The sequence below is a fragment of the Nocardioides limicola genome, assembly GCF_016827675.1.
GTDB lineage: Bacteria > Actinomycetota > Actinomycetes > Propionibacteriales > Nocardioidaceae > Nocardioides > Nocardioides limicola.
In genome coordinates, this window is sequence record NZ_JAERJA010000001.1 from 269,755 (window position 1) to 292,691 (window position 22,937).

Below are 22,937 nucleotides of genomic sequence, written 5' to 3' on the forward strand. Positions count from 1 at the left end.
GACCCCCATGCCGGGTCAGTGGGCGAGGAACTCGGCGACGTTCCTGACCCACGCCTCGGGCTGGTCGAGGTGCGTCATGTGACCGGCCTCCTCGATGACGCGCAGCCGCGTGGCCGGCACCGCCGCGTGGAGCCGCTTGGCCACCTGGACGGAGAAGCACATGTCCTGGGCCCCGTGCAGGATCAGCACGGGGCCGGGGAACGAGCGCAGCACCTCTTCGGGATCATCGGGTCGCCATGGGTGCAGCAGCCCGGCGCGGAACCCGACGATCCATTCGCCGGTGAACCGGACTCGGGAGAGTAGGTCCAGATAGTCGTCCAGCAGGTCCAGGTTCCACACGGAGGTGGGTGCGGAGTCGATCGCCCAGTTGATGGTGGCCAGAGTGTCCGGATCCGTCTCCCGGGCGACCCATCCGGGAGACGGCACAGTCATCGCGGCCCGCTGTTGGTAGTCGGGCCAGTCCTCGAGGAGCTGCCGGGCATCGGGGTAGGCCGTGGTCGAGGCGAGGATCAGCGACCGGAGCAACTCGGGGCGCGCGGCTGCCAGCAGTTGCGCGATCTGGCCGCCGGTGGAGAAGCCGAGCAGGTCCACCTGGCGGTGGCCGAGCGAGGTGATCAGGGCGACCAGGTCATCGACGACGAACTCCGGCTGGTAGCGCTGCGGTCCCAATCCGCGGGTGCTTCGCCCGCAGCCCCGCAGGTCGACCATGATCACCTGCCGGTGCCTGCCCAGTTCCTGCATCGGGGGGAGCAGGTAGCTGTGGTCCCAGTCCGGGCCACCATGCACGACCAGAAGTGGGGCCTGTCCGTCGCGCGGGGTGCCGAGCTCTCGGATGAAGAGGCTCACCTCGCCGACCGGGATCATCCGAGTCTCTGGCACGGACCCTCCTTGGTCTCCTCGATGCCCGACCAACCTAGCTGTCGGTGGGTTGGGCCAGACTGGGGGAGTGGCGAGGCGTGGGCGAGGCGGACGGCTTCTTGCGGTCCTGGTGATCGTGTTGCTGGTGGCGGCACTGGCGTGGTGGCGCGCATCATTGTCCGACCAGGTCACGCAGGTCCAGGAGACGCAGGCGGAGTACGACGCCACCGTGATCAGGGTGGTGGACGGGGACACCGTGGTCGCCGACGTCCAGGGGTTGCCGGTGCGGGTGCGGCTGATCGGGATCGACGCGCCGGAGTCGGTGCATCCGGGTGAGGAGGTGGCCTGTGCCGGTCCGGAGGCGACCGACCAGGCCCGGGAGTTGCTGCGGCCCGGAGATGCGATCGGGCTGAGCACCGATCCGAGCCAGGACCGACACGACCGCTACCAGCGGTTGTTGGCGTTCCTCACGATGCCGGACGGTCGTGACTTCGGGGCGGCGATGATCGAGGCCGGGTACGCCGTGGAGTTCACGTTCGCCAGGCCGCACGCCCGCCAGCAGGAGTACCGGGAGCTGGAACGGCAGGCTGCTCGCGCGGGTGTCGGGATGTGGGGGAGTTGCCCCTGAGTGCGCCGGCCGGGGCGCCCCGTCGCCAGCTCAGTGAGCGGCGAGGCGGCTGTTGATCCGGCGCAGCAGCCACCGTGGGCTGAAGCCGGCGCTGGCGAGCATCAGCTTGGCCTGCCGGCCCACGGCTCGGTGCACGGGCTGGGGGAGTCGGTGCGGCTGCACCACGTCGTACACCTCCTCGGCGACGTCCTCTGCGGTGAGCCGGATCCCCAGCGATCGGGTGGTCCCGATGTCCATCCCCTCGGTCATCGCGGTGGCCACGAAGAGTGGCCACACGGCTCGGACCGTGATGTCGTCGGCGGCCCACTCCAGGTCGAGTGCCTCAGTGAGGCCGCGGACCGCGAACTTGCTGGCCGAGTAGGTCGCCAGTTCGGGCTGGCCGTAGATCGCGCTCGCGGAGGCGAGGTTCACCACCTGGGCGCCGGGGGTGGCCTTGAGGAACGGGTACGCCGTGTGGCAGCCGGTGAGGACGCCGTTGACGTTGACGTCGATGATCATCTGCTGGGCCTCGAGCGGGATCTCCGCGAACGGTCCGCTGCGCAGGATCCCGGCGTTGTTGACCAGGACGTCGAGGCGTCCCTCCGATGCGCGGGTGAGCTCCTCGAGTGCCCGTTGCCATGCCTGGGGGTCGCGCACGTCGAGCTCGCCGGTGACCACGTGGTCGATCTCGGCGGCGAGAGTGGCCAGGCCGGTGGTGTCCACGTCGTAGGCTCCGACGAGGTACCCCTGACTGGCGAACTTCACGGCGATGGCGCGGCCGATGCCGGTGGCGGCTCCGGTGATGAGGATGGCGGGGCGTGTCATGTCAGGCAGTATTGCCGAGCAGGTGCGCCTGGGGGTGGCCGGTCCGTTCGACCGATTCGGAGGAGAGACGATGATCGAGGTGGTTGACCACGACCCGCGGTGGGCACAGGTGTTCGCTGCCGTGGCCGCCGACCTGACCGAGGCGCTGTCCGGTGTGCCGGTGGTCGCCATCGAGCACGTGGGCAGCACGGCGGTGCCGGATCTGCCGGCGAAGCCGATCATCGACATCGATGTGCTGGTGGCGACGCAGGCGGATCTGTCGGCCGCGATCCTGGCATTGACCCGGGTGGGCTACGCGCACCGAGGGGATCTGGGCATCCCGGGACGGCACTCGATGGCCGAGCCGGACAGTCCCCGCCGCAATGTCTACATCTGCCTGGCCGATTCGCTTGCTGTGCGCAATCATCTGGCGGTCCGGGAGACGTTGCGCCGCGACCCGGCGCTGCGTCGCGAGTACGCCGCCGAGAAGCGTCGTCTGGCCGCCTCGGTCACCGAGTTGCCGGACTACGTCGAGGGCAAGACGCCGATCCTGGCCAAGATCTTGGCGAGGGCCGGGGTGGGGGAGTCGGAGTTGGGGCACATCGCGGAGGTCAACCGCGCCCAGGGGTGAGGTTCAGTACTGGTGGAACCAGCGCCCGAGGTGGGCGCCGACGCCCGGGCAGGTCAGATTGTGGTCTCGTTCGTCATCCCACCATTGGGCGAGGATCGGCTCACCTCCCTGGAAGGCGTGCTGATCGCCGTCGCAGCGGGTGAGCGCCTGCTCACGGGAGGTCTGGCCGGCGCTGCGCCATTCGGGGAGGCCGGGGGACCAGGTGCCGGCGATGTTCCGCCACAGTGACGGCACCGAGTAGATGCCGAGGCGGTAGCCGGCGTCGGTGTAGGCGCGGATGGCTCCTTCGATGACCGCCACGTTGGCAGCGGTGTCGTCGCTCCACTCCCAGTCCTTGACCGGCTCGATGTCCAGCCAGATGGCGGGGGACTGAACGCCCACCACTCGCATGGAGTTCATGTTGAACGTGCCTTGGGCGTGCCCGGCGTTGCGGAGTCGACCGAGCGGGGTGGTCGGGTCGAACGGACCCTCATCGCCGTGCCTGGCGAGTTGCAGGTCGTCGGGGAAACTGATCACGCTGTAGACCGAGGTCATCATCTGGTGCTGTTTCGCCCAGGCCACCTGGACATCGAGGCAGGGGTTCATGAAGTAGCCGGGCCCGTTGGTGAGCCCGATGATCACGAACTCCGCCTCGTCGGTGGGCATCGGCAGGCCCTTGGTCTCGCGTTCGGGGATGCCGATGCCGGGGCGACAGTTGGGCCAGCTGACGTCACCGCCGTACACGAGGCCCTCCCGGGGTGGGATCGCGCGTCCGGGATGCTCCTGGGCGAGGCGCTCGGCCTCCTGCACCAGTTCGAACATCGGATCCGCCAGCCCATCCGCTGCGCCGGGGGCCTCGGCGAAGCCGGTGGGGAGTTCCGGATCGTCGGCGTCCACGGTGCAGGCCGAGACGACGCAGGCAGCGATCGCTGCCGCGACGGTGAGCTTGAATGCCTGGACTCGGGACATTGGTCCCATTGTGGCGCATGGACACGCGTTGGGCGGGCTCAGGAGGTCAGGGACCTGGCGGCGATACGTTCCCCGAGGTCTTCGAGTTCGTCGAGCAGGTCGCTGGTGCCCCAGATCTGGTTGCGGGTCCGGGTGGTCAACGGACGGATCACCCCCGCGCCTGCCAGTCGATCGATGGCGCGATAGGTCGCAGGCGTTGACAGCCGAAGACGTGATTCGATGTCCTCGGCGATGAAGATCGGCGTCGTGGCCAACGCGGCCAGGAGCGCCGCGGAGGAGCTTCCCGCACGGGGCCGCCCAGCCATCTCGCGCCATTGCTCGGGCATGGCGGCGAGTCGGGCACCCGTCACAGCGGCTTCCTCGGAGGCCACGATCGACGAACGGGCGAACGCACTGATGATCGGACCTGCGTCCCCGGCGCGATACTGGTTCAGGGTGGCGAAGTACTCCTCGCGGCGGGCGACGAGGGCGGACGCGATCGGCACGACCACGTGTCGCGCCACGCCCCTGGTGCGGATCACGGCGGACGCCAGGGCTCGGCCCACCCGGCCGTTTCCGTCGGTGAAGGGGTGGATCGATTCGAACTGAGCGTGGGCGATGGAGGCCTGGACGATCACCGGCAGGTCGCTGCGCGTCGCGAACCGCACCAGGTCGTCCATGAGCCCCGGCACCAGACCCGGCGGTGGCGGCACGTACAGCGCATGGCGCGGTGAGTGGTTGGAGCCGCCGATCCAGTTCTGCATGTCGCGCCACCGACCGGCGTACGGCTGCTCGATTGGGTCATCGGCCATCAGGCGACGGTGGGCACCGGTGATCCGGGCGGTGTCGAGGGGACCCGCCAGCAGTCGGTCGATCGCCCCGGCGGCCGCCACCATGGCCGTCGCTGAGGAGTTCGACCTGACCCCATGCATGGCCCGGGCGAAGTCCTCGATGCTGGCGTTCTCGTGCTCGATCTTGGATGAGGCGACCGACTCTGCGCGCAGCAACAGGGTCGCCAGGGGGAGCAGGGGCTCGCCACTGGTCTCGTCGAGCCGCACGATCGTCCGCACCGCGTGATCGCACTCCGCCAGCAGGTCGTTGGGAACCGTGGGGTCGAGGGGTTCGATGTGCGGAGGAATCGAGACCGCGATCTCGCGCAGCGTCCGATCTGCCATGGTGCCGCCTCGATGTGTCTGTCGCCAGGCAACCGTCTGCTGCTGATGCGGGGGCACCACCACTCTCGGCCCCATGAGAGCACCTCTCTCCGTATGGCCAGTTAACATCTATAAATGAGAATAGCGTACGGATGTTCTCAGTTGGTCGTTCCGGTGTCAGCAGGAGGCTGACGGGGGATCGTCCTTCATCGGGCAGATGCGGGGGTTGGCCGCACCCCGGTTAGGGGCCCGGGATACTGCGCGTGAACATCGCCATCGACCAGGCGCCAGCAGAAGTCGTTCATTTCGGCCGCAGAGGGAGCGTGCCGGGCGAGGATGCCCGCCACCGCAGCTGGCACATTCTGCGGGATGTTCCCGCTCGCACACTGGCGCACGTAGGCGTTGCGTGCAGCAGGATCGCTGCTGGCTGGCGCTGGCAAACCACACGCCGTGGTGACCAGCCAGTTCACCAGACGCATCGCCGCGTAGTCGGCATCGTGGTGGATGTTCTGGGTGACGAAGTCGCGCTCGGGGGCGGACAGGTCGAACCGCGGCGAGGTGGCCAGCCCGAAGTCGACGAGGTAGATCTGATCGTCGTCGGCCCGCATGTTGCCGAAGTGTCCGTCCATATGCAGCACCTCGCGGCGACGCAGGAACGCGACAGCCTCGAAGAGTTGCCGCTCGAACGTCTCGGCATTGTCCAACGGGTCGTTCAGCCGGTCGACCAGTCGGTCGGGGAGGGGCTCGAAGAAGAGCACGAGGCTCGAACTCGCGCCGGCCAACTCCTCGAAGCGGGTCCGGACCGCCGGGTCGCCACCGAACTGGGCGACGACCGCCTCGATGTCCTGGTGCTCGGACGCGACGGGTGGGCGGCCCGGGAGCACCCGCCAGTGGTGCAGCAGGGCGAAGGCCTCGGACTCACCGCTGAGAACTCCCTCGGTGATGTTGATGTTCGCGGCCAGCTCGCGCCACGCGCCGAAGCCCGGCCCTGCGAGACGGTGCATGCCGTACTGGCAGGAGGTCGGCAGGTGAAACAGGTTCGCGGTGCTGTGCGGATGCGCCAGTTCACGGTCGGTGATCGGAACCCGTTTGGCAAACACTGTGATGCCGTCGATGTCGAACACCGAGGTGCCACCGCCCACGCCCACAGCCCTGGTGGGCCCAGCATCAAGGAACGCGGCGAGCTCGTCGTCGCTGCGGCCGGCGAGCGACGCTGACACGAGGTTGTGACGGACGCGTCGGGTGCTGAGCATCACGCCATTCTGCCCGTCACGGAGGAACTGGACGCGAGGCAGCACTCGGGGTGGATCGTGTCTTGGGACGTTCAGGGCGACCTGACGGTTCGGCCGTATCAGAGGTGCTCCCTGATGAGCGCATGTCCATCGGTGCAAGGGCGAGGTCGCGTTTTGCCCAATGTTTTGGCTACACTATGGGCATGACTGCTGTACCCCTAGGCGACGCGCGCGACCGGCTCTCCGAGTATGTCTCGGAGGTCGAACGCACCCATCAACGCGTGACAATCACCCGTCACGGTCGCCCGGCCGCGGTCCTCATCTCCGTCGACGATCTCGCCGCCTTCGAGGAGACCCTGGAGATCCTTGGAACACCTGGCGCTGCCGAAGCCGTCAATGAGGGCCTCGCCGACGCCGCCGCGGGCCGCTTCGCCGACAACGACGCACTCAAGTCCCGCTACGGGATCGCCTGAGTGGCGGAGCGGTACTCGATCCGAGTCACGGCTCGAGCCGAACGCGATCTGCAGCGGTTGCCAGAGATGATCGCCACGGCCTGCGCCGAGTTCATCTTCGGGTCTCTCGCTGACAATCCACAGCGGGTAGGCAAACCCCTCCGCGGCGAACTCGCCGGCCTGCACGCTGCTCGCCGAGGTGATTACCGGGTGATCTACGGCGTCGTTGATCACGCCCGCACGGTGGAGATCGTGCACATAGACCGACGCAGCGACGTCTACAGGCGATGAGGACGCTTCGCCGTCCTGAAGTCGAGGCCTCAACGGTGTGTGTGCACGTTCGTCGCTGCGGTGGGGTAGTGGACAGGAATGTGCGTGGTTGATTCATCTGATGCGATACGACGAGTAGTGGACAGCCTGCGTATCAAGAGTCGACGTATAGGCAGGTTTGAGCCCGGGCGAACTTTGCGGATCCGCCCTTCTACGCTTCCTCCATGTGGTCGCCCTCAGCCGTTCTTACCTCCAAGGTCTCCGACGCGATTGCTGACGCGTTCGGCGACGACCTGCGTGGGGCTGACCCCGTCTTGCGTCCGAGTCAGTTTGCCGACCTGCAGAGCAATGCGGCGCTGCCGCTTGCGAAGCGAGTCGGGATGGCGCCCAGGGACGTCGCGCAGCGGATCGTCGAGCACCTGAGGGTCGATGACGTGTGCGCGAAGGTCGAGATCAGTGGCCCAGGCTTCATAAATCTCACGCTCAGCGACGACTGGATCGCGCGCCAGGTGAGTTCGGCCGCAACCGACGCGCGGCACGGGGTTCCTCAGGAGGAGCCGCAGCGAGTCGTCATCGACTACTCGGCGCCCAACGTCGCGAAGGAGATGCATGTCGGCCATCTCCGGACAACCGTCGTGGGCGACGCTCTTGCTCGCGTGTTGGAGTATCTCGGTCACACGGTGATCCGCCAGAACCACATTGGAGACTGGGGGACGCCCTTCGGGATGCTGATCGAGCATCTCCTCGATGTCGGTGAAGGCTCCGAGGAAGCCCGCGCGGTCGAGACCGATCCGAACGCGTTCTACCAGACGGCACGCGTCAAGTTCGACACAGATCCATCGTTCGCCACGCGATCCAGGTCCCGGGTTGTGGCGCTTCAAGCTGGCGATAGCGAGACCCTGCGCTTGTGGGACGAGCTGGTCGAACTGTCCAAGCACTACTTCAACGCGATCTACTCCCGGCTTGGGATCACCCTCACCGACGCGGATCTGGCAGGTGAGTCCACCTACAACCACGACCTCGGCCGGGTCTGCGAGGAACTGGAGGCCTCAGGGATCGCGACCATGAGCGATGGTGCGCTCTGCGTCTTCCTCGAGGGTTACACCGGCCGCGAGGGCAAGCCGTTGCCGCTCATCATCCGCAAGTCTGATGGCGGCTACGGCTACGGAACAACCGACCTGGCAGCGGTGCGTCACCGAGTGCGCACACTTCACGCCGAGCGGTTGATCTACGTGATCGGGGCGCCGCAATCACTCCACCTGAACATGGTGTGGGAAACCGCTCGCAAGGCCGGCTGGCTACCGCCCGACATCACGCCGGTCCATGTCCAGATCGGTAACGTCCTTGGGGAAGACCGCAAGATCTTGAAGACCCGCTCCGGTGCCCCGTTGCGGCTGATGGCTCTGCTTGATGAGGCCGTGGCGACAGCCCGCGCAGCGATCGACCAGGACCGGCCGGAGGTCGACGAGGCGACCCGGGCAGCGCTGGCGCCCAAGGTCGGCATCGGTGCGGTCAAGTACGCCGACCTGTCTGTTGGCCACGACAGTGAGTACGTCTTCGACCTGGAGCGGATGGTCGCCCTCAACGGCAACACCAGTCGCTATCTGCAGTACGCCGCAGCACGCATTCGTTCGATCTTCCGCGGGTCAGGGACCGGAGCGGACGACGTCATCGCGCAGGTCAAGATCGTAGAGCCCGGTGAGCGGGCGCTCGCTCTGAAGCTGCTGAGCTTCGGTGAGGTGGTGTCCGAGGTTGGCAGCGAACTGGAGCCGCATCGGTTGTGCACCTACCTCTTCGACCTGGCGCAGACGTTCTCGGTGTTTTACGAGCAGTGCCCAGTCCTGAAGGCGGAGCCCCAGCTGCGGACGTCCCGGCTCGCGTTGTGTGCCCTGTCAATGCACGCTCTGGTCACCGGACTCGACCTGCTCGGCATCGAGTCTCCTGAAACGATGTGACAGCACACGCCGCGACTGCGCCGGTCCGCCCCAAACGAATGGGTGGGCGTGTTTAACGATCTTTCAATCCTTTAAATACTGCTTCCTGATGATTCGATGGATCGACCTGCGTACCGGGCCCACGGCTCGGCGGCCTTGTCGGCGTGTAGGAAGGCGACCTGGGTGCTGTAACCGAGCGCCTCTGCCACGAGGGAGGGCGGGCACTCGAGGACGAGCTCACCGATGGCACGGTTGCGGGCGCCGAGGAGGTTGACGCCCAGGTCACGGAGCCGGTCCATCACGGTGTTGGGGTGCAGATGCCGGCCGGCCAGGGTGCTGGGAAAGAGCCACGGGCTGTCGGGCCCGGCGCCCGTGCGGAGGTTCGGCCGCGCAGCGAGGTGTTCGCGCAGCAGGGACGCGAACGGTTCCGGGACGTCGGTCGGGTGCGAGCCGAGTGTGATGCTCATGCCCGTGTCACCGTCGTCGACCATGCTGGTCCGGAAGGTGACGACTTTGACCAGGGGCTGGGCGTAGAGCAGCAGGAGCATCGCGGCGACCCGGTAGGGGAGTGACTCGCTGGTGCCGGTCAAGAGCTCGTGGATCCAGGCGAGCCGCTGGTCCTGGCTGAGGGATGGGCTGCTCTTGGCTAATCGGTGCTGAACGGTGACCGTCGTGTTGAGGCGCGCCTTCTTCGCCACCACGAAGAATGTCCTGATCGCGCTGCGCGTGGTCGGTCCTGTGGCCAGCCACTCGTCGACATCTTGCTGCGTGCAGGTGGTTGCCGTGCGCTGGTAGGTCTCGTGGAGCCACACGAGGAACTTCACCGTCTCGGTGATCTCCTGCTTGGCCGAGTGGACCGGGCCACGCGTGGCCGCGCCTGCGGCTGCCTTGGCGCGGATCTGCCGGAGGTGGTGCCAGGTGGCGAAGTGCTGAACGGGTTGGCGCACTTCGTCCGGGAGTCCGTCAAGCTTGGCGTCGATCCATCGCTCGAAGCGGGGGAGGTAGGCGTCGCGCTGGGGGAGCAGGTCGTGGTGCTGCAGCAGTGCACGCAGATGCTCGGCTTGCTTGCCGGGCACGGAGTCGAGACCTTCGTGCGATACCGGGATGGTGCCGTCGCCGAGGCCGCGAAGTAGTTCCTGGACCTTTGATGAGCGCTTCCAGACGATGACCGACTCGGGTCGGTCCGAGGCACACAGTGCGTCGACGAGGCCGACCAGCGCAGGGGCGCTCGGTTCACCGCCGAGCAGCCCGTGGAGGTCGTCGCGCAGGGCGCAGCGGGCGCAGAGCCTGCCGCGGTGGTGTCCGGCTTCGACGTCGCAGCGCTCGCAGTGGAAGTCGTAGGGGATCTCGGCGCAAGTCGAGCAGATGGGAAGGCCGTCGGCGTTGGGTGGGCCCGGTAGCAGCCGGTCTTGGAGGCATTCGGGGCAGGTGCCGCGAGTATGGACGGCGTCGCAGTAGCAGATGTTGCAGAGCCGGCCTTCTGGCCATCTGGCTGCGAGTCGGGGGATGTTCCGGCCGCACCGCGCGCAGGGGTCGTCGCGGTTGCTCGTGGTGCGCGGGCGGCCGCGCACGGTGGAGCGAGGGGAGAGGCCGATCGGCTTCGGATCCATCGCGACTTCCGAGCGCTACTCGTCGAGGATGTTCGCGCGGCGCGGCCGGACGGTTCGGTCGAGCGAGACGACGTTCGGTGGGGCAGCGGTGCCGGTCTTGCGGGCACGGACGTCGGCCGCGGTGGTGGTGAGCAGATCCGCGGGCGTGCACTCGAAGATGTCGCACAGGGCCGCGATCACCTGAAGCGACATCCGCTCCGGGCGCTGGTTGACGAGGCGGTAGACCTGCGGTCGGGACAGGGTGATGTCGCGTTCGGCCAGCAGGGGAATGAGGTCTGTCGTGTTGTGCAGTCCTCGCGCCGCCATCAGCTCGGCCAGCCGCCACGTGTAGTCGACCTTGCGCTTCATGATGTGCCGTCCTCAATCCTGCGTTGCATGGCTTCCGTCACCGTGCGGTCCAGCGCGCTCCTGAGCGTGGAGCGGCGGAAGTCGTCGGAGACGAACTGGTAGATCCCTGTGGTCGCCGCGTGCTCGTGGCCCAACTGGTACTGAACGAATCGCGGATCCCAACCATCCTCGAGGAGGTGGGTGGCGTACGAGCGACGGAACGAATGAAAGTCGAGACCGTCAGGGAAGCCGAGCTCCCGGCAGTAACGGGAGAGACGGCGATTTATCGTCGATTCGCCCACCAGGTAGCCCCGCTCGGTCGTGAACAAGTCTAGGGAGTCAGGTGCTCCGCGGCCGTTTGTGAGCCAGTCCTCGAAGATCCCTGGTGTCCAGTGCCACACGGTCAGAACGCTGCGCGGCTTGGGCGGGGAGGCGCGCTTCGCCTTGCCGAACCGGACCTTGCAGACACCGAACGCGCCGAACTCGCGGGCGTGAGGGTTGCGCGCGAGGTCGACTGTCTGGAGATGCCGAACCTCGTTGAACCGCAGGCCGTAGCCGTAGGCGATCTTCATCATGACTGCGTCGCGGTACGCGGCCTGCCAGCCCTTGCGCCCGGACGCGCCGATGCGTTCGACCTCGTCATCGGCGTGGTCAAACAGCGCCACGAGTTCCTCGCGTGTGTAGGGCCGCTTGTTGGGGCGGCCGTCGTACTCCTGGACGTGGGGAGCGGTGTTCCAGTCGAAGAAGACCTGGGCCGGGTGCGTGCCGAAGTACTCCTCGCAGATCCGGTCCCAGCCGTAGTCAGGGTTGCTGATGTAGCTGGTGAACGCGCGGAGTGCGGAGTGGTAGCCGCGGAGCGTCGAGTGGGAGACGTGCTTGACCGTGCGCAGGTCGGCGGAGAACTCCTCAACCATTACGGGGGTCCAGTTCCACGGGTCCTCGTTGATGTGCTCCATGAACCGCTGCACGCAGCGCAGCCGCTGCTCGATAGTGGCGAACTGCAGGTTGCGCGACAGCTGCTGGTTGCGCCAGCCGTCGAGCATCGACTGGAGCACCTGCTCATCGGGCCGGAGGATCGGCATCGACCGCACCAGGTGGACTCGTCCTGAGCCGTCAATCTGCATCGAAACTCCCGAGATCCCGGTTACGTCCAGTGATTCAATGATGCATCTGATGAGACGCCAAGGTCGTTTGTGCAGGTCAGCGGCGTGTCGCCGAGACCGTCATGTGCGCCGATCAAACCGCCGCAGGCCGCCGTCCATGCGTGCGAGACGCCGTATCGCCGCAGCGTTTCCGCAGGTCAACGGCACTTTCGTCGATGCCGGCGGGGTAGTGGCCAAGAGCCTGGGTGGATGATTCATCTGATGCAATACGCAGACTACTAAGTGACATAATGTCACTTATCGGCGATATTCATACGGGAGCCTCCGCGCTCCCGGACCCCGGTAGATCGTCAGTCATCGTCCGTAGTGGTACCGGCATGCGGCGATCCGAACCTCGTCGTCGACGACCTTGTACACCAAGCGATGCTCATCGTTGATCCGCCGTGACCAGTAGCCCTGGAACCCGTGCTTCAGCGGTTCGGGTTTGCCGATGCCCTCGTTGCCGTTGCGCATGACGTCACGGACAAGCTGATTGATGCGCTTGAGCAACTTCCGGTCCTGCTGTTGCCACCACAGGTAGTCGTCCCAGCCCCGAGCGCTGAAGACGACCTTCACTCGATGAGCTCCCGCTCCTCGCCTTTGCCGGACTCGAGCTGATCGATGGCCTCGAGGAGGCGGCGCGCGTTGGCGGGACTGCGTAGGAGGTAGGCCGTTTCCTTGAGTGACTCGTAGTCGTCAAGAGAGACGATCACGGCTGGTTCGTGCCCGGCCCGGGTGATGATGATTTCTTCTCGGTCGTTGACGACGGCGTCGAGCACCTCGGCGTACCTAGCGCGCGACTCCGTGTAGGTCATGGTCTTCATGGGAACCTCCGTACAGGAAACTGTACGCTCGAGTGTGGGGTCCGGCAACCCGTCTGGCAACCCGTCTGGCGGCCACTGGAGTTCAGCTACTTCCGTGCCTGTAGGTGACTGGGCAATGGCGACGGCGCGGAATGACATAATCAACACCGTGAGTGGCTCCCCTGGACGCGGTCCGAGTCCGGGCGGATGCGACCCTCACGAAGGTGTCGCCCCAGACGGGACCATCACCACCGGCGCCCGGCGAGACCGAGTGCCACTGGCCTTTGAGCCGGTTCTACGTGAAGTCATTTCGTCGGTGTCCCCCACCGGCGCCTCCCTCTACCTCTATGGATCGGTTGCCACCGGCACTGCTCGGGTGGGCGTCTCGGACGTCGATCTGCTGTCGCTCGACCTGTCCGAGGCCGCCGTACTGGGCGAGCGATTGTCGGGCCTCTTCAGCGACCTCTGCCGTGGTGTCGAGATCGCCGCAGCCGCATCTGCGGACTTCCTCGGGGATGGTGATCAGGCGTACGGCAACCGCGTCTTCCTGCGGCATTACTGCGTCCATCTCGCCGGCCCAGAACGTGCGGATGCCGCGGAGCGATACCCGGCAGATGCCCGTGCTGCCCGGGGATTCAACGGCGACCTGGACCGCCACCTGGAACGTTGGCGGCACCACCACGAGTCCACCGATGTCACCGCATCAGCGTTGGGGCGCCGCATCGGGCGCAAGACCTTGCTGGCTGTGGCCGGCATGGTCAGCGTGCACGATCGCACATGGACCACAGACCGATCGGTGGCCGCCGATCGCTGGAGCCAGATTCAGCCCGAACTCGGCCCCGGACTGGCAGAGCTGTACGACTGGGCGACCGGCATCCATCACGCGAGCCACGCCGAGATCGCCTCCGTGCTCGACGATTCCGGACTCATCCCCGCCATCGTGGACCGCTTCGCGGCACTCATCGGACTCTGGCGTTGACGCACTGCGCCAAGGCCGGGCTCCAGCAGGTGTCCGACAGGACGCAGCCTTCGGTTCCGGCGACGACTAGGACGGCCCAGCTGAGACGAAGGCGCCATCAACGAGCACCGGGACGACCGACGAGGCGTTGAGTGCGGCGGCAACGTCCACATCCGAACCGAAGCCGTTGCTGATGAGTTCACGACCGCCAACACAGGCCCGGATGCGTTCCCCGAGGGTGTCGGCACTCGCGTCGAAGATCTCGGCGGCCACGAGTGCCTCCGGACTGAAGCCGACGTCATAGCCGCGTTCTCGCAGAGCCGAGAGAATGGCCCCAGCGCCGAGATGGTCCTCCAAGGCTGGCCGCAATGAGTTGTCGCAACTCCAACGTTCGCCAGCTGGTACCACCGCGATCGAACGCCCCGCCTCAGCCGCTGGGACCAGCCACTCGGCAACAGCCCCGGCATTGCGAAGGCACCCGATCGCGACCGTAGAGCCGCCACCCGCGAGTGACGCCGCAATGGTCGACCCGTTCGGGGACGGCAGAACCAGGCGCGGAACCGCTTCGCAAGCCATGAGATCGGTTGGCGAGAGCGAGGGAGCGGGCAATCCCCCGCTCTTGGCGGCGTCGAGCCGGCCTACCGCGAGCACCGCATCACAGGTGGCGGCGAATTCGGCGACCTGTGCCCCCTTCCAGGCATAGGGAAACACGCGGATTCCGCGCTCGACGGCGACAGTGACCGCCGTTGAGAAACTGAGAACATCGACGACTACGGCGATATCGGCTTGGGTGGCGCGTGCGCCGATTGGTCCCCACTCAAGTCGTACGTCGAACTCCCGCTGTCCGAACACGTCCGCCATGGTGGACGAACTTAGCCTTGCACGCGCACTCCACGTGCCACGACACGAGTTTCGTCGACCTGCCAGGCAGCGTTGCCCAAGGCGGTCGGCCGGGCGCTATCTTGAGGGTGACGCTGGGAGGGCCATCGTGACGAACTACGCCTGGATGTACCGCGTCGGCTTCACGCCCTGGGAGCGCTACGCGCGGACTGCGGCAGCCAGCGTCGCCCCGTTGCTGGATCGCGAGGAGAGGGAACGCTCGGGTCGGTTGGGTCGAGCCCTCGACCTCGGCTGCGGCCGGGGTCTCTACACCGCCGAGCTCGCGCGACGAGGGTGGCAGACGGTGGGCATCGACTACGTCCCGGCCGCCGTCGAGGCGGCCAGGCGCCACGGCGTGAACGGCGCCAGATTCCTGGTGGGGGACGTCACGGATCTGCCGGTGGCCGAGCTCGGGACGTTCGACTTCTTCCTCGACATCGGCTGCTTCCAGGGGTTCAACGTCACACAGCGTCAGGCCGTGGGTCGGGGCGTCTCGGCGGTGGCCGAGCCCGGCGCCACCTTGTTGATCCTCGCCTTCGGGCCCACTCGGTTGCAATCCCTTCTGGGTGGGGTGTCCCCCGGAGAGGTTGCGGCCGCATTCCCCGACTGGGAATTGTTGTCGACCGAGGCGGCGGCCACCGCCGGCCTGGGCTGGCCGATGAGCCGGACGTCGCCGCGCTGGTACCGGCTGCGCCGACGCGGTCCCCTGTCAGAGTGAGCCGCAGCTGCGGATCTCGGTAGAGCCGATACTCGCGCGACTGGGATTCGAGTAGTCGACTACTCGCTCGCTGCGGGCCGGGCCGGTCCAGGGTGGGAGTGGACTCGTCGAAGGAGACTGACATGCGCCACGACAACGCGCGGCCCCGGGCGGTACGACGCCACGCATCCCTGATCGTCCTGCTCCTGGTGATCTCGGGGCTGGCCGCCTTCGGCGGACCACCCGCGAGCGCGGAGCAGGCGGGATCCGAGGTACGACGGGTCGCCACCGCCTCAATCGCCGCCGGGGACTCCCACACCTGCGCGCTGCTGACCGACGGCACGGTCCGCTGCTGGGGCTACAACTACTTCGGGCAACTCGGTTCCACCACCAACACCGGCACCACCAACCCGAACCCGACGCCCCAGCCCGCGGTCAACCTCGGCGCCCGCGCCGTCGCCATCGCGGCCGGCGCCCACCACTCATGTGCCCTGCTGGCCACCGGTACCGTCCGCTGCTGGGGGTACAACTGGTACGGGCAACTCGGCTCGGCAACCAACAACGGCACCGGCAACCCGACCCCGTCGCCCCAGCCCGCGGTCAACCTCGGCGAGCGGGCCGTCGCCGTCACCGCCGGGACCTCCCACTCCTGCGCCTTGCTGGCCACCGGCGCCGTCCGCTGCTGGGGCTACAACGACGCCGGGCAGCTCGGTTCCACCACCAACAACGGCACAGAGAACCCGAACCCGACGCCTCAGCCCGCGGTCAACCTCGGCGAGCGGGCCGTGGCCATCACCGCCGGCACAGAGCACACCTGTGCCCTGCTGACCGACGGCACCGTCCGCTGCTGGGGGTACAACTACCTCGGGCAACTCGGCTCCGCCACCAACACCGGCACCTTCAACGCGAACCCGTCACCCCAGCCCGCGGTCAACCTCGGCGCCCGCGCCGTCGCCCTCACCGCCGCTGGTGCCCACTCCTGCGCGCTGTTGGCCACCGGCACCGTCCGCTGCTGGGGCTCCAACCGGAACGGGCAACTCGGCTCGGCCACCAACACCGGCACCTTCAACGCGAACCCGTCACCCCAGCCCGGGGTCAACCTCGGCGCCCGCGCCGTCGCCCTCACCGCCGCTGGTGCCCACTCCTGTGCGCTGCTGGCCAACGGCATCGTCCGCTGCTGGGGCTACAACCACTACGGGCAACTCGGCTCCACCACCGGCGACGCGAACCCGACACCGCAACCCGCGGTGACGTTGACTCCGCTGGGGGCGAGCGCGGTCGCTGTGGCGGGCGGGTCGTCGTACACCTGCGCCACGTTGACGACCGGCGCCGTCCGCTGCTGGGGCAACAACCGCTACGGCCAGCTCGGCTCCACGGTCAACTCCGGGTCCCACGTTGCGAACCCGGCACCGACGGCGACCGCGATCGGCTCGGTCCGGGTCCTCGCGCCCACCAACCTGGCTCTGCAGCGCAAGCCCAAGCGTGACCGGAAGCCGCCCTACGTCTTCAGGGTCCGCGGCCAGGTCACCGGCCCCTTCGTCGCCGACCCGGCCACCTGCGGCGGCACGGTGAAGCTCGTCGTGAAGAAGGGCAAGAAGAAGATCCTGCAGAAGACCGCCCCGGTCACCGACACCTGCACATACGCGAAGACGCTCAAGATCACCACCAAGAAACTCCGCAGGAAGGGCATCACGGTGCACGGCAAGACCAAGATCAGGATCATCGCCAACTACCAAGGCACCACCAACCTCACCAGATCCAAGGCCAGCAAGTTGGCCTTCATCGGCTGACCTGGCAGCGCAAGCAGACCGGCGTGAGGCAGGCGTAATCTGGAGGTATGAGCACGCGGCTCGAGTTGGTGGACCCGCACTGCCCCACGTGCGGGCAGCCGCTTCGCCACGGGGGGCACCTCTCCCCCGAGAATGCTGCCCTGGTCGCCAGCACCGGCAACCCCGGGATCTCCTTCGAGACCCAAGGCAGGTGTGAGAACGAGGCCTGCATGGACTTCGGTCGCGAGTTCGCGCCCGAAGAGTGGCTCGCCTGAGCCATTCAGTGGGCGGACGCCAAGGCCAGCAGGTCGTCGACGCTCCACTGATCGTCGGCGTGGGTGCCGTACTTGGCCGCCACGATCAGGCCCGAGGGGGCGACGAGCAGATCCGCGGGGCGGCCGAAGTGGCCCTCCCCCATCCCCAGGGCGCCGCGCACCGAGGCGCCCTGACCGAGTCCTCGGATGGCTTTGCCGACTGCACGTGGATGCAGGACGGCGCGCAGCGAAGGCTCCACCCCGAACTCGCGGTAGAGAGCCCGGTCCGGATCGGCGATGACGTCGAACGGGAACTCATCGAGGTACTTGCGCAGTTCGGGCGCCGCGGAGTGGAAGACGACGACCTCACGGATGCCTGCGTCGGCGATCTCGCCGTGTCGCCCAGCTACCTGCCGCAGATGCAGATGGCAGATCGGACAACCGGCGTACCGTCGGAACTGAAGGTGGACCAACGCCTCTGCGGCCGGTACGGCGACCTCCTCCCCCGTGATCGTGGTGAGGGTGCGGGGCTCGATGATCGCTCCGGGGGCAAGCGACCCGGCCCTGTTTGGAGTTGTTCGACTCATAACGTAATTCTGAGTACAATCACTCACTATGTCAACCGCCTCCGTTCGTGGACCTGGCCGTCCCCGCGAGTTCGATCACGGCGAGGCACTCGATGCGCTGCTGATGTTGTTCTGGAGCCATGGGTACGAGGCGACGACCCAGGAGCAGATGCTCAGTGCCACCGGCCTCTCCTCGTCGAGTCTGTTCCGGACGTTCGGAACCAAGGTCAAGACCTACGAGGCTGCGCTGGCTCGGTACATGGAGTTGGCGGACGCGCTTCTCGCGCCGCTCGAGGCTGACGGGGACGTCGTCGCCTTCATCGATCGACTCTCAGACCAGCTCGTCGGCACTGACCGCAGACCCGGATGCCCGGTGGTCACTGCGATCCAGAGTCCCATCAATGCGACCCCGCAGATTGCCGCGCTGACGACGAGGCATCTGGCGCGGATGCGCCAGGCGATCGCCGACGACGCGCTCTACGCCGGAGTCCTCGGTGTCCTGGCGCTGGCACGCGCCGGGGACGAGGAGAGCACCAATCAACTGCTCGACGCTCTCAGGCGGGCCGCAGTCCCCCGCTAGGAGCGGGTCGGCACACTGGTGCGGTGCTGCATCGTCACCCGTTCCTCGCCCTGGTCACCGGCGGCTACCTGGCCTTCGTCGGTTGGCTGACCCTGTCGCCGGTCGACTCCATCACTGGCGCCACCAGCTTCGGAATCCGGGTTCTGGACGCCCTGCAGCGGCGCGGACACCTCACCCAGATCGATCATCAGCAGTTCGAGTTCCTGGCCAACGTGGGGCTGTTCGTGCCCGCGGGGATGTTCCTGGCCCTGCTCTTCGGTTCCCGGTACTGGTGGGTGGCGCTGTTCGCCTGTGTGGCGATGACCGGCGGCATCGAGTGGGCCCAGCAGCACATCCCCGGACGGGTCCCCGACCCACGCGACCTGGTCGCGAACAGCCTCGGTGCCGCAGTCGGGGTCATCGTCGCCTTGATCCTGATGCTCCCCGCGACGCTGCGCCGCGCCCGTGTACGCCGGGCCCGGGAGCGGCGCACCGGGCAACGCGCCGACCCGGCCCGGGTGTGACCAGCTAGACCTCCACGTACTCGGCCAGGTGCTCGCCGGTGATCGTGGGCCGGGTCTTCACCAACTCCGCCGGCGTCCCCTCGAAGACCACCTCGCCGCCGTCGTGGCCGGCTCCCGGACCGAGGTCGATGATCCAGTCCGCATGGGCCATCACCGCCTGATGGTGCTCGATGACGATCACCGACTTGCCTGCCTCCACCAGCTTGTCCAGCAGGACCAGCAGGTTCTCCACGTCGGCCAGGTGCAGGCCCGTGGTCGGCTCGTCGAGCACGTAGACGCCGCCCTTGTCCCCCATCCGCATCGCCAACTTGAGCCGCTGCCGCTCACCGCCGGACAGCGTGTTCAGTGGTTGACCGAGCTTGAGGTAGCCGAGCCCGACATCGGCCAGCCGGGCCAGGATCGCCGCAGCGGCGGGCGTCTTCGCGTCGCCGGCGGCGAAGAACTCGTGCGCCTCGGCCACCGGCAGGTCCAGGACCTCGGCGATGTTCAGGCCACCGAACCGGTACTCCAGCACCGAGGCCTGGAAGCGTCGGCCCTCACACTCCTCGCACAGCGTCGCCACCGTCTCCATGAACCCGAGCTCGGTGTAGATCATCCCGTTGCCGTTGCAACTGGGGCAGGCCCCCTCGGAGTTGGCACTGAACAGTGCCGGCTTCACACCGTTGGCCTTGGCGAACGCCTTGCGGATGGGCTCCAGGAGTCCTGTGTACGTCGCAGGGTTGGAGCGCCGAGACCCCTTGATCCCCGACTGATCGACCGTCACCACCGTCGGGTCAGCCGGGAGCGACCCGTGGATCAGCGACGACTTGCCCGACCCGGCGACCCCGGTCACCACGCACAACACCCCCAGCGGGATGTCCACGTCCACCGACTTGAGGTTGTGCTTCGAGGCGCCTCGGATCGCCAGTGTGCCCTGCGGCTGGCGCACCTGGGGCTTCAGTCGTGCCCGATACGCCAGGTGCTGCCCGGTGAGCGTGTCTGCCGTCTGCAACTGGTCGAACGTGCCCTCGAAGCAGACACTGCCGCCGCCGCTGCCGGCGCCGGGTCCCAGGTCGATCACATGATCGGCGATCGCGATCGTCTCGGGTTTGTGCTCGACGACCAGCACGGTGTTGCCCTTGTCGCGCAGGTCGCACAGCAAGGTGTTCATCCGGGCGATGTCGTGGGGATGCAGGCCGATGGTGGGTTCGTCGAACACGTAGGTGACGTCGGTGAGCGCCGAGCCGAGGTGGCGGATCATCTTCACCCGCTGCGCCTCTCCCCCACTGAGCGAGCCGGAGGGCCGGTCGAGCGCCAGGTAGCCGAGTCCGATCTCGACGAAGGCATCGAAGAGGTGCTGCAGGTTGCGCAGCAGCGGGGCGACCCCGGCGTCCTCGATCCCCCGCAGCCACTCGGCCAGATCGGTGATCTGCATGGCGCACACCTCGCCGATGTGCAGGCCGTTGATGGTCGAGGAGCGGGCGGAGTCGTTCAGTCGGGTGCCGCCGCAGGCGGCACAGGGGGCGAAGACCGCGGCACGCTCCACGAAGGCGCGGATGTGCGGTTGCAGCGAGTCCGGGTCCTTGCTGAACATCGACTTGCGGATCTTCGGGATGAGGCCCTCGTAGGTCACGTTGACCTTCTCCACCTTGACCTTGCGGGGCTCGGCGTACAGGAAGTCCGCCCGTTGATCCTCGGTGAAGTCCCGTACCGGCACATCTGCGGGCAGCACAGCTTTGAACGCCGCCACCATCCAGCCGTCGGCGGTGTAGCCCGGCACCAGGATCGCCCCTTCGGCCAGCGACTTGGCGTCGTCGACGATGGCGGCAAGGTCCAGATCGGAGACGGTGCCCCGCCCTTCGCACTCGGCGCACATGCCGCCAAGGTAGACGGCTTCGCGTACGACGCTCTTCTCCACCTGACCGCCGGCCTTGTCGGTGCTCATCACCCCGCTGGCCTTGCGGGTCGGGACGTTGAACGAGAAGGCGGTCGGCGGCCCGATGAACGGCGACCCCAACCGACTGAAGAGGACCCGGAGCATGGCGTTCGCGTCGGTGACCGTGCCGACGGTCGACCGCGCGTTGGCCCCCATCCGCTCCTGGTCGACCACGATCGCGGTGGTGATCCCCTCAAGTACGTCTACCTCGGGGCGCGCCAGGGACGGCATGAAGCCCTGCAGGAACGTCGAGTAGGTCTCGTTGATCAGCCGCTGGGACTCCGCGGCGATGGTGCCGAAGACCAGCGAACTCTTGCCCGACCCGGACACCCCGGTGAAGACGGTGAGCCGCCGCTTGGGGATCTCGACGTCGATGTCCTTGAGGTTGTTCTCCCGGGCACCCTGCACCCGGATCACGTCGTGGCGGTCAGCAGCGTGCACGATCAGTCAGCCTCCTTGATCCGGACCAGGTTGCCTGCCGGGTCCCGGAACGCGCAGTCGCGGATGCCGTAGGGCTGCACGGTCGGTTCCTGGACCACGTCCGCCCCGGTGGCCGCGATCCGGGCGAAGGTGGCGTCCAGGTCCTTGCTGGCCAGCAGGATCCAGCCGTAGGTGCCCTTGGCCATCATCTCGGAGATGGTCCGGCGCTCCTCCTCGGTGATCCCGGGATCGGCAGCGGGCGGTCCGAGCAGGATGCAGGTCTCGGGCTGATCCGGCGGGCCCACGGTGATCCAGCGCATGGTGCCTGCGCCGACATCGCTGCGAACCTCCAGGCCGAGGGCATCGCGGTAGAAGGCGACAGAGGCATCCGCATCGACATGGGGCAGAGCGACGGTGTCGATAGTGATCTGCATGACACTCACGCTAGCGGTGTCCGCTGGTGGTTCGCTGTTTCAGGCTGGTGGCGCCGGCGTCCAGTGCCGTCTGCGCGAAATGGTCCACGGCACGGGGTTGGGTCACCAGCAGCGACAGGGTGTAGCCACGGAACCCGCTGGTCGGTGCGGTGCCGGGCCGCACCTCGATGAAGGAGTCGACGCCGAACTGGGTGTAGAAGGCGCGGGCGGTTTCAGGGTCGTTCACCTCGAGGGTGACGGTGTGGATGGAGTTCATGGCCTCGACGGTAGGAAGATCTACCGGGTCGGCGCTTCTCGATTCCTGCTCGATGGGTTGCGGACCGGGCGGGTGATCTGTTTGGCCAGGCACGCGGGCATCCCCTCGGTGACCACGGCTCCCTCGGTCCGGTACACGCTCGGTGGGACTCCGACCAGTTCGGCGAACCGGGTGCTGAAGGTGCCCAACGAGGAGCAGCCGACCGCGAAGCACACCTCGGTCACGCTCAGGTCGCCTCGACGCAGCAGGGCCATCGCCCGTTCTACCCGCCGCGTCATCAGATAGGAGTACGGCGACTCGCCGTAGGCCTGCTTGAACTGGCGGCTGAGGTGGCCGGCCGAGACGTGCTCCGCGCGCGCCAACGCCTCGACGTTCAGCGGCTCGGCGTACTCGCGGTCGATCCGGTCCCGTACCCGACGCAGCCGTGCCAGGTCGGCCAGCCGCTCTCGAGTGACCGGACCGGACGTGGACATGTCAGCCGACCTCGCTGCGCTCGACGACAGCCTTGATCCGGGTCAGCGTCTCGCGCATCCCCCGCAGGTTGGTGCGACGCCTCAGCAGCCCCAGTGTGGACGAGTAGAGACGCAGCACCCCGGCGTCATCGAGGTGGTAGGACTCGGTGACGTCGGTCCCCCCATCCCTGGGTTCGAGCTGGTAGCGCCAGTTGTTGAGGCGACGACCTGCGCCATAGACGGCGAAGCCGAAGTCACGCCCGGGCTCGCAGTGGGTCACCTTGCAGGCGGTCCAGTAGACGGGCCCGATCCCATTGCGCCGGACGTGGCCGCGGAAGTGGGCTCCCAGCGCCGGCCCGGTGGCTCCGTCGGTCCACTCGGCCTCGAACGTCTCTGGACTGAACTCGCCGATCCGGGTGACGTCGCTGACCAGCTGCCACACCTCGTCGGGATGGGCGGCCATATGAATGGTGACGGATCCTCGCATGTTCCCCATCATGCCC

General features: G+C 67.3%; 28 protein-coding genes. 11 read left to right on the forward strand and 17 right to left on the reverse strand.

All coding sequences use genetic code 11. The features are described from left to right. Nucleotides 1-15: 15 nt before the first annotated feature. Entirely contained in the window at nucleotides 16-879 is an 864-nt protein-coding gene (locus JKG67_RS01315; RefSeq protein ID WP_203335447.1) for an alpha/beta fold hydrolase, read from the reverse strand. Nucleotides 880-946: 67 nt separating this feature from the next. Here JKG67_RS01315 and JKG67_RS01320 point away from each other — a divergent pair, with 67 nt between their 5' ends. Next, nucleotides 947-1,486 (forward strand): thermonuclease family protein, encoded by a 540-nt coding sequence (locus JKG67_RS01320; RefSeq protein ID WP_203335448.1) that lies wholly within the window; start codon nucleotides 947-949, stop codon nucleotides 1,484-1,486. A gap of 30 nt (nucleotides 1,487-1,516) precedes the next feature. Here JKG67_RS01320 and JKG67_RS01325 read toward each other — a convergent pair whose 3' ends face one another. After that, nucleotides 1,517-2,290: an SDR family oxidoreductase gene (locus JKG67_RS01325; RefSeq protein ID WP_203335449.1), complete on the reverse strand. Its 774-nt coding sequence runs from the start codon at nucleotides 2,288-2,290 to the stop codon at nucleotides 1,517-1,519. A 70-nt stretch (nucleotides 2,291-2,360) separates the two neighbouring features. On the opposite strand from JKG67_RS01325, the gene JKG67_RS01330 reads away from it, so the two are divergent. Next, a complete protein-coding gene (locus tag JKG67_RS01330; RefSeq protein ID WP_203335450.1) occupies nucleotides 2,361-2,900 on the forward strand; it encodes a GrpB family protein in 540 nt (179 codons plus the stop codon). A gap of 3 nt (nucleotides 2,901-2,903) precedes the next feature. Here the strand turns inward: JKG67_RS01330 and JKG67_RS01335 are convergent, their stop codons facing one another. From JKG67_RS01335 to JKG67_RS01345, 3 genes are all read right to left on the reverse strand, one after another. Continuing rightward, nucleotides 2,904-3,848 carry a glycoside hydrolase family 25 domain-containing protein gene (locus JKG67_RS01335; protein WP_203335451.1) on the reverse strand — a complete coding sequence of 315 codons (945 nt, stop codon included), beginning with the start codon at nucleotides 3,846-3,848 and terminating at the stop codon, nucleotides 2,904-2,906. A gap of 38 nt (nucleotides 3,849-3,886) precedes the next feature. Next, complete coding sequence (locus JKG67_RS01340) at nucleotides 3,887-5,002, reverse strand: Fic family protein (protein WP_238997774.1); 1,116 nt, start codon at nucleotides 5,000-5,002, stop codon at nucleotides 3,887-3,889. Nucleotides 5,003-5,187: 185 nt separating this feature from the next. Further along, complete coding sequence (locus JKG67_RS01345) at nucleotides 5,188-6,234, reverse strand: protein kinase family protein (RefSeq protein ID WP_203335453.1); 1,047 nt, start codon at nucleotides 6,232-6,234, stop codon at nucleotides 5,188-5,190. Nucleotides 6,235-6,416: 182 nt separating this feature from the next. Between JKG67_RS01345 and JKG67_RS01350 the strand changes: the two genes are divergently transcribed. The 3 genes from JKG67_RS01350 (at nucleotide 6,417) to argS (ending at nucleotide 8,890) form a co-directional block, all read left to right on the forward strand. Further along, nucleotides 6,417-6,686 (forward strand): type II toxin-antitoxin system Phd/YefM family antitoxin, encoded by a 270-nt coding sequence (locus JKG67_RS01350; protein WP_203335454.1) that lies wholly within the window; start codon nucleotides 6,417-6,419, stop codon nucleotides 6,684-6,686. Next, the gene (locus JKG67_RS01355) at nucleotides 6,687-6,956 is read left to right on the forward strand and encodes a type II toxin-antitoxin system RelE family toxin (protein WP_203335455.1); all 270 of its coding nucleotides are present in this window, start codon (nucleotides 6,687-6,689) and stop codon (nucleotides 6,954-6,956) included. Nucleotides 6,957-7,159: 203 nt separating this feature from the next. Continuing rightward, the gene (gene argS, locus JKG67_RS01360) at nucleotides 7,160-8,890 is read left to right on the forward strand and encodes an arginine--tRNA ligase (RefSeq protein WP_203335456.1); all 1,731 of its coding nucleotides are present in this window, start codon (nucleotides 7,160-7,162) and stop codon (nucleotides 8,888-8,890) included. Nucleotides 8,891-8,961: 71 nt separating this feature from the next. On the opposite strand, the gene JKG67_RS01365 is transcribed toward argS, so the two are convergent. The 5 genes from JKG67_RS01365 to JKG67_RS01385 form a co-directional block, all read right to left on the reverse strand. After that, entirely contained in the window at nucleotides 8,962-10,479 is a 1,518-nt protein-coding gene (locus JKG67_RS01365; protein ID WP_203335457.1) for a site-specific integrase, read from the reverse strand. A 15-nt stretch (nucleotides 10,480-10,494) separates the two neighbouring features. Next, nucleotides 10,495-10,827 (reverse strand): helix-turn-helix domain-containing protein, encoded by a 333-nt coding sequence (locus tag JKG67_RS01370; protein ID WP_194695391.1) that lies wholly within the window; start codon nucleotides 10,825-10,827, stop codon nucleotides 10,495-10,497. Then, nucleotides 10,824-11,888 carry a tyrosine-type recombinase/integrase gene (locus JKG67_RS01375; protein WP_203335458.1) on the reverse strand — a complete coding sequence of 355 codons (1,065 nt, stop codon included), beginning with the start codon at nucleotides 11,886-11,888 and terminating at the stop codon, nucleotides 10,824-10,826. Before JKG67_RS01375 ends, JKG67_RS01370 begins: the two co-directional genes overlap by 4 nt. A 375-nt stretch (nucleotides 11,889-12,263) precedes the next feature. Beyond that, a complete protein-coding gene (locus tag JKG67_RS01380; protein ID WP_203335459.1) occupies nucleotides 12,264-12,524 on the reverse strand; it encodes a Txe/YoeB family addiction module toxin in 261 nt (86 codons plus the stop codon). Then, nucleotides 12,521-12,772: a type II toxin-antitoxin system Phd/YefM family antitoxin gene (locus JKG67_RS01385; protein ID WP_203335460.1), complete on the reverse strand. Its 252-nt coding sequence runs from the start codon at nucleotides 12,770-12,772 to the stop codon at nucleotides 12,521-12,523. Before JKG67_RS01385 ends, JKG67_RS01380 begins: the two co-directional genes overlap by 4 nt. 115 nt (nucleotides 12,773-12,887) lie before the next feature. Between JKG67_RS01385 and JKG67_RS01390 the strand changes: the two genes are divergently transcribed. Then, nucleotides 12,888-13,730, forward strand: a complete 843-nt coding sequence (locus tag JKG67_RS01390) for a nucleotidyltransferase domain-containing protein (RefSeq protein WP_238997775.1) — start codon at nucleotides 12,888-12,890, stop codon at nucleotides 13,728-13,730. A 66-nt stretch (nucleotides 13,731-13,796) separates the two neighbouring features. Here the strand turns inward: JKG67_RS01390 and JKG67_RS01395 are convergent, their stop codons facing one another. After that, the gene (locus tag JKG67_RS01395; RefSeq protein WP_203335462.1) at nucleotides 13,797-14,570 is read right to left on the reverse strand and encodes a 2-phosphosulfolactate phosphatase; all 774 of its coding nucleotides are present in this window, start codon (nucleotides 14,568-14,570) and stop codon (nucleotides 13,797-13,799) included. 127 nt (nucleotides 14,571-14,697) lie between these two features. Between JKG67_RS01395 and JKG67_RS01400 the strand changes: the two genes are divergently transcribed. The 3 genes from JKG67_RS01400 to JKG67_RS01410 all read left to right on the forward strand — a co-directional run bounded on the left by JKG67_RS01400 (nucleotide 14,698) and on the right by JKG67_RS01410 (nucleotide 17,329). Then, entirely contained in the window at nucleotides 14,698-15,306 is a 609-nt protein-coding gene (locus JKG67_RS01400; protein WP_203335463.1) for a class I SAM-dependent methyltransferase, read from the forward strand. Nucleotides 15,307-15,428: 122 nt separating this feature from the next. After that, complete coding sequence (locus JKG67_RS01405) at nucleotides 15,429-17,075, forward strand: RCC1 domain-containing protein (protein WP_203335464.1); 1,647 nt, start codon at nucleotides 15,429-15,431, stop codon at nucleotides 17,073-17,075. Between the two features lie 47 nt (nucleotides 17,076-17,122). After that, entirely contained in the window at nucleotides 17,123-17,329 is a 207-nt protein-coding gene (locus JKG67_RS01410; protein WP_203335465.1) for a hypothetical protein, read from the forward strand. A gap of 5 nt (nucleotides 17,330-17,334) precedes the next feature. On the opposite strand, the gene JKG67_RS01415 is transcribed toward JKG67_RS01410, so the two are convergent. Next, nucleotides 17,335-17,895: a peroxiredoxin-like family protein gene (locus JKG67_RS01415; RefSeq protein ID WP_203335466.1), complete on the reverse strand. Its 561-nt coding sequence runs from the start codon at nucleotides 17,893-17,895 to the stop codon at nucleotides 17,335-17,337. 28 nt (nucleotides 17,896-17,923) lie between these two features. Here JKG67_RS01415 and JKG67_RS01420 point away from each other — a divergent pair, with 28 nt between their 5' ends. Beyond that, entirely contained in the window at nucleotides 17,924-18,454 is a 531-nt protein-coding gene (locus JKG67_RS01420; RefSeq protein WP_203335467.1) for a TetR/AcrR family transcriptional regulator, read from the forward strand. A gap of 23 nt (nucleotides 18,455-18,477) precedes the next feature. Then, nucleotides 18,478-18,957: a VanZ family protein gene (locus tag JKG67_RS01425; protein WP_203335468.1), complete on the forward strand. Its 480-nt coding sequence runs from the start codon at nucleotides 18,478-18,480 to the stop codon at nucleotides 18,955-18,957. Nucleotides 18,958-18,961: 4 nt separating this feature from the next. Here JKG67_RS01425 and JKG67_RS01430 read toward each other — a convergent pair whose 3' ends face one another. The 5 genes from JKG67_RS01430 to JKG67_RS01450 are packed head-to-tail and all read right to left on the reverse strand — an operon-like array spanning nucleotide 18,962 to nucleotide 22,921. Beyond that, nucleotides 18,962-21,316: an ATP-binding cassette domain-containing protein gene (locus JKG67_RS01430; protein ID WP_203335912.1), complete on the reverse strand. Its 2,355-nt coding sequence runs from the start codon at nucleotides 21,314-21,316 to the stop codon at nucleotides 18,962-18,964. Continuing rightward, nucleotides 21,316-21,726, reverse strand: a complete 411-nt coding sequence (locus tag JKG67_RS01435) for a VOC family protein (protein ID WP_203335469.1) — start codon at nucleotides 21,724-21,726, stop codon at nucleotides 21,316-21,318. Before JKG67_RS01435 ends, JKG67_RS01430 begins: the two co-directional genes overlap by 1 nt. Nucleotides 21,727-21,736: 10 nt before the next feature. Beyond that, nucleotides 21,737-21,982, reverse strand: a complete 246-nt coding sequence (locus JKG67_RS01440; protein ID WP_203335470.1) for a VOC family protein — start codon at nucleotides 21,980-21,982, stop codon at nucleotides 21,737-21,739. A 20-nt stretch (nucleotides 21,983-22,002) separates the two neighbouring features. Continuing rightward, entirely contained in the window at nucleotides 22,003-22,455 is a 453-nt protein-coding gene (locus JKG67_RS01445; RefSeq protein WP_203335471.1) for a helix-turn-helix transcriptional regulator, read from the reverse strand. 1 nt (nucleotide 22,456) lies between these two features. Further along, nucleotides 22,457-22,921 (reverse strand): SRPBCC family protein, encoded by a 465-nt coding sequence (locus tag JKG67_RS01450; RefSeq protein WP_238997776.1) that lies wholly within the window; start codon nucleotides 22,919-22,921, stop codon nucleotides 22,457-22,459. Nucleotides 22,922-22,937 lie beyond the last annotated feature (16 nt).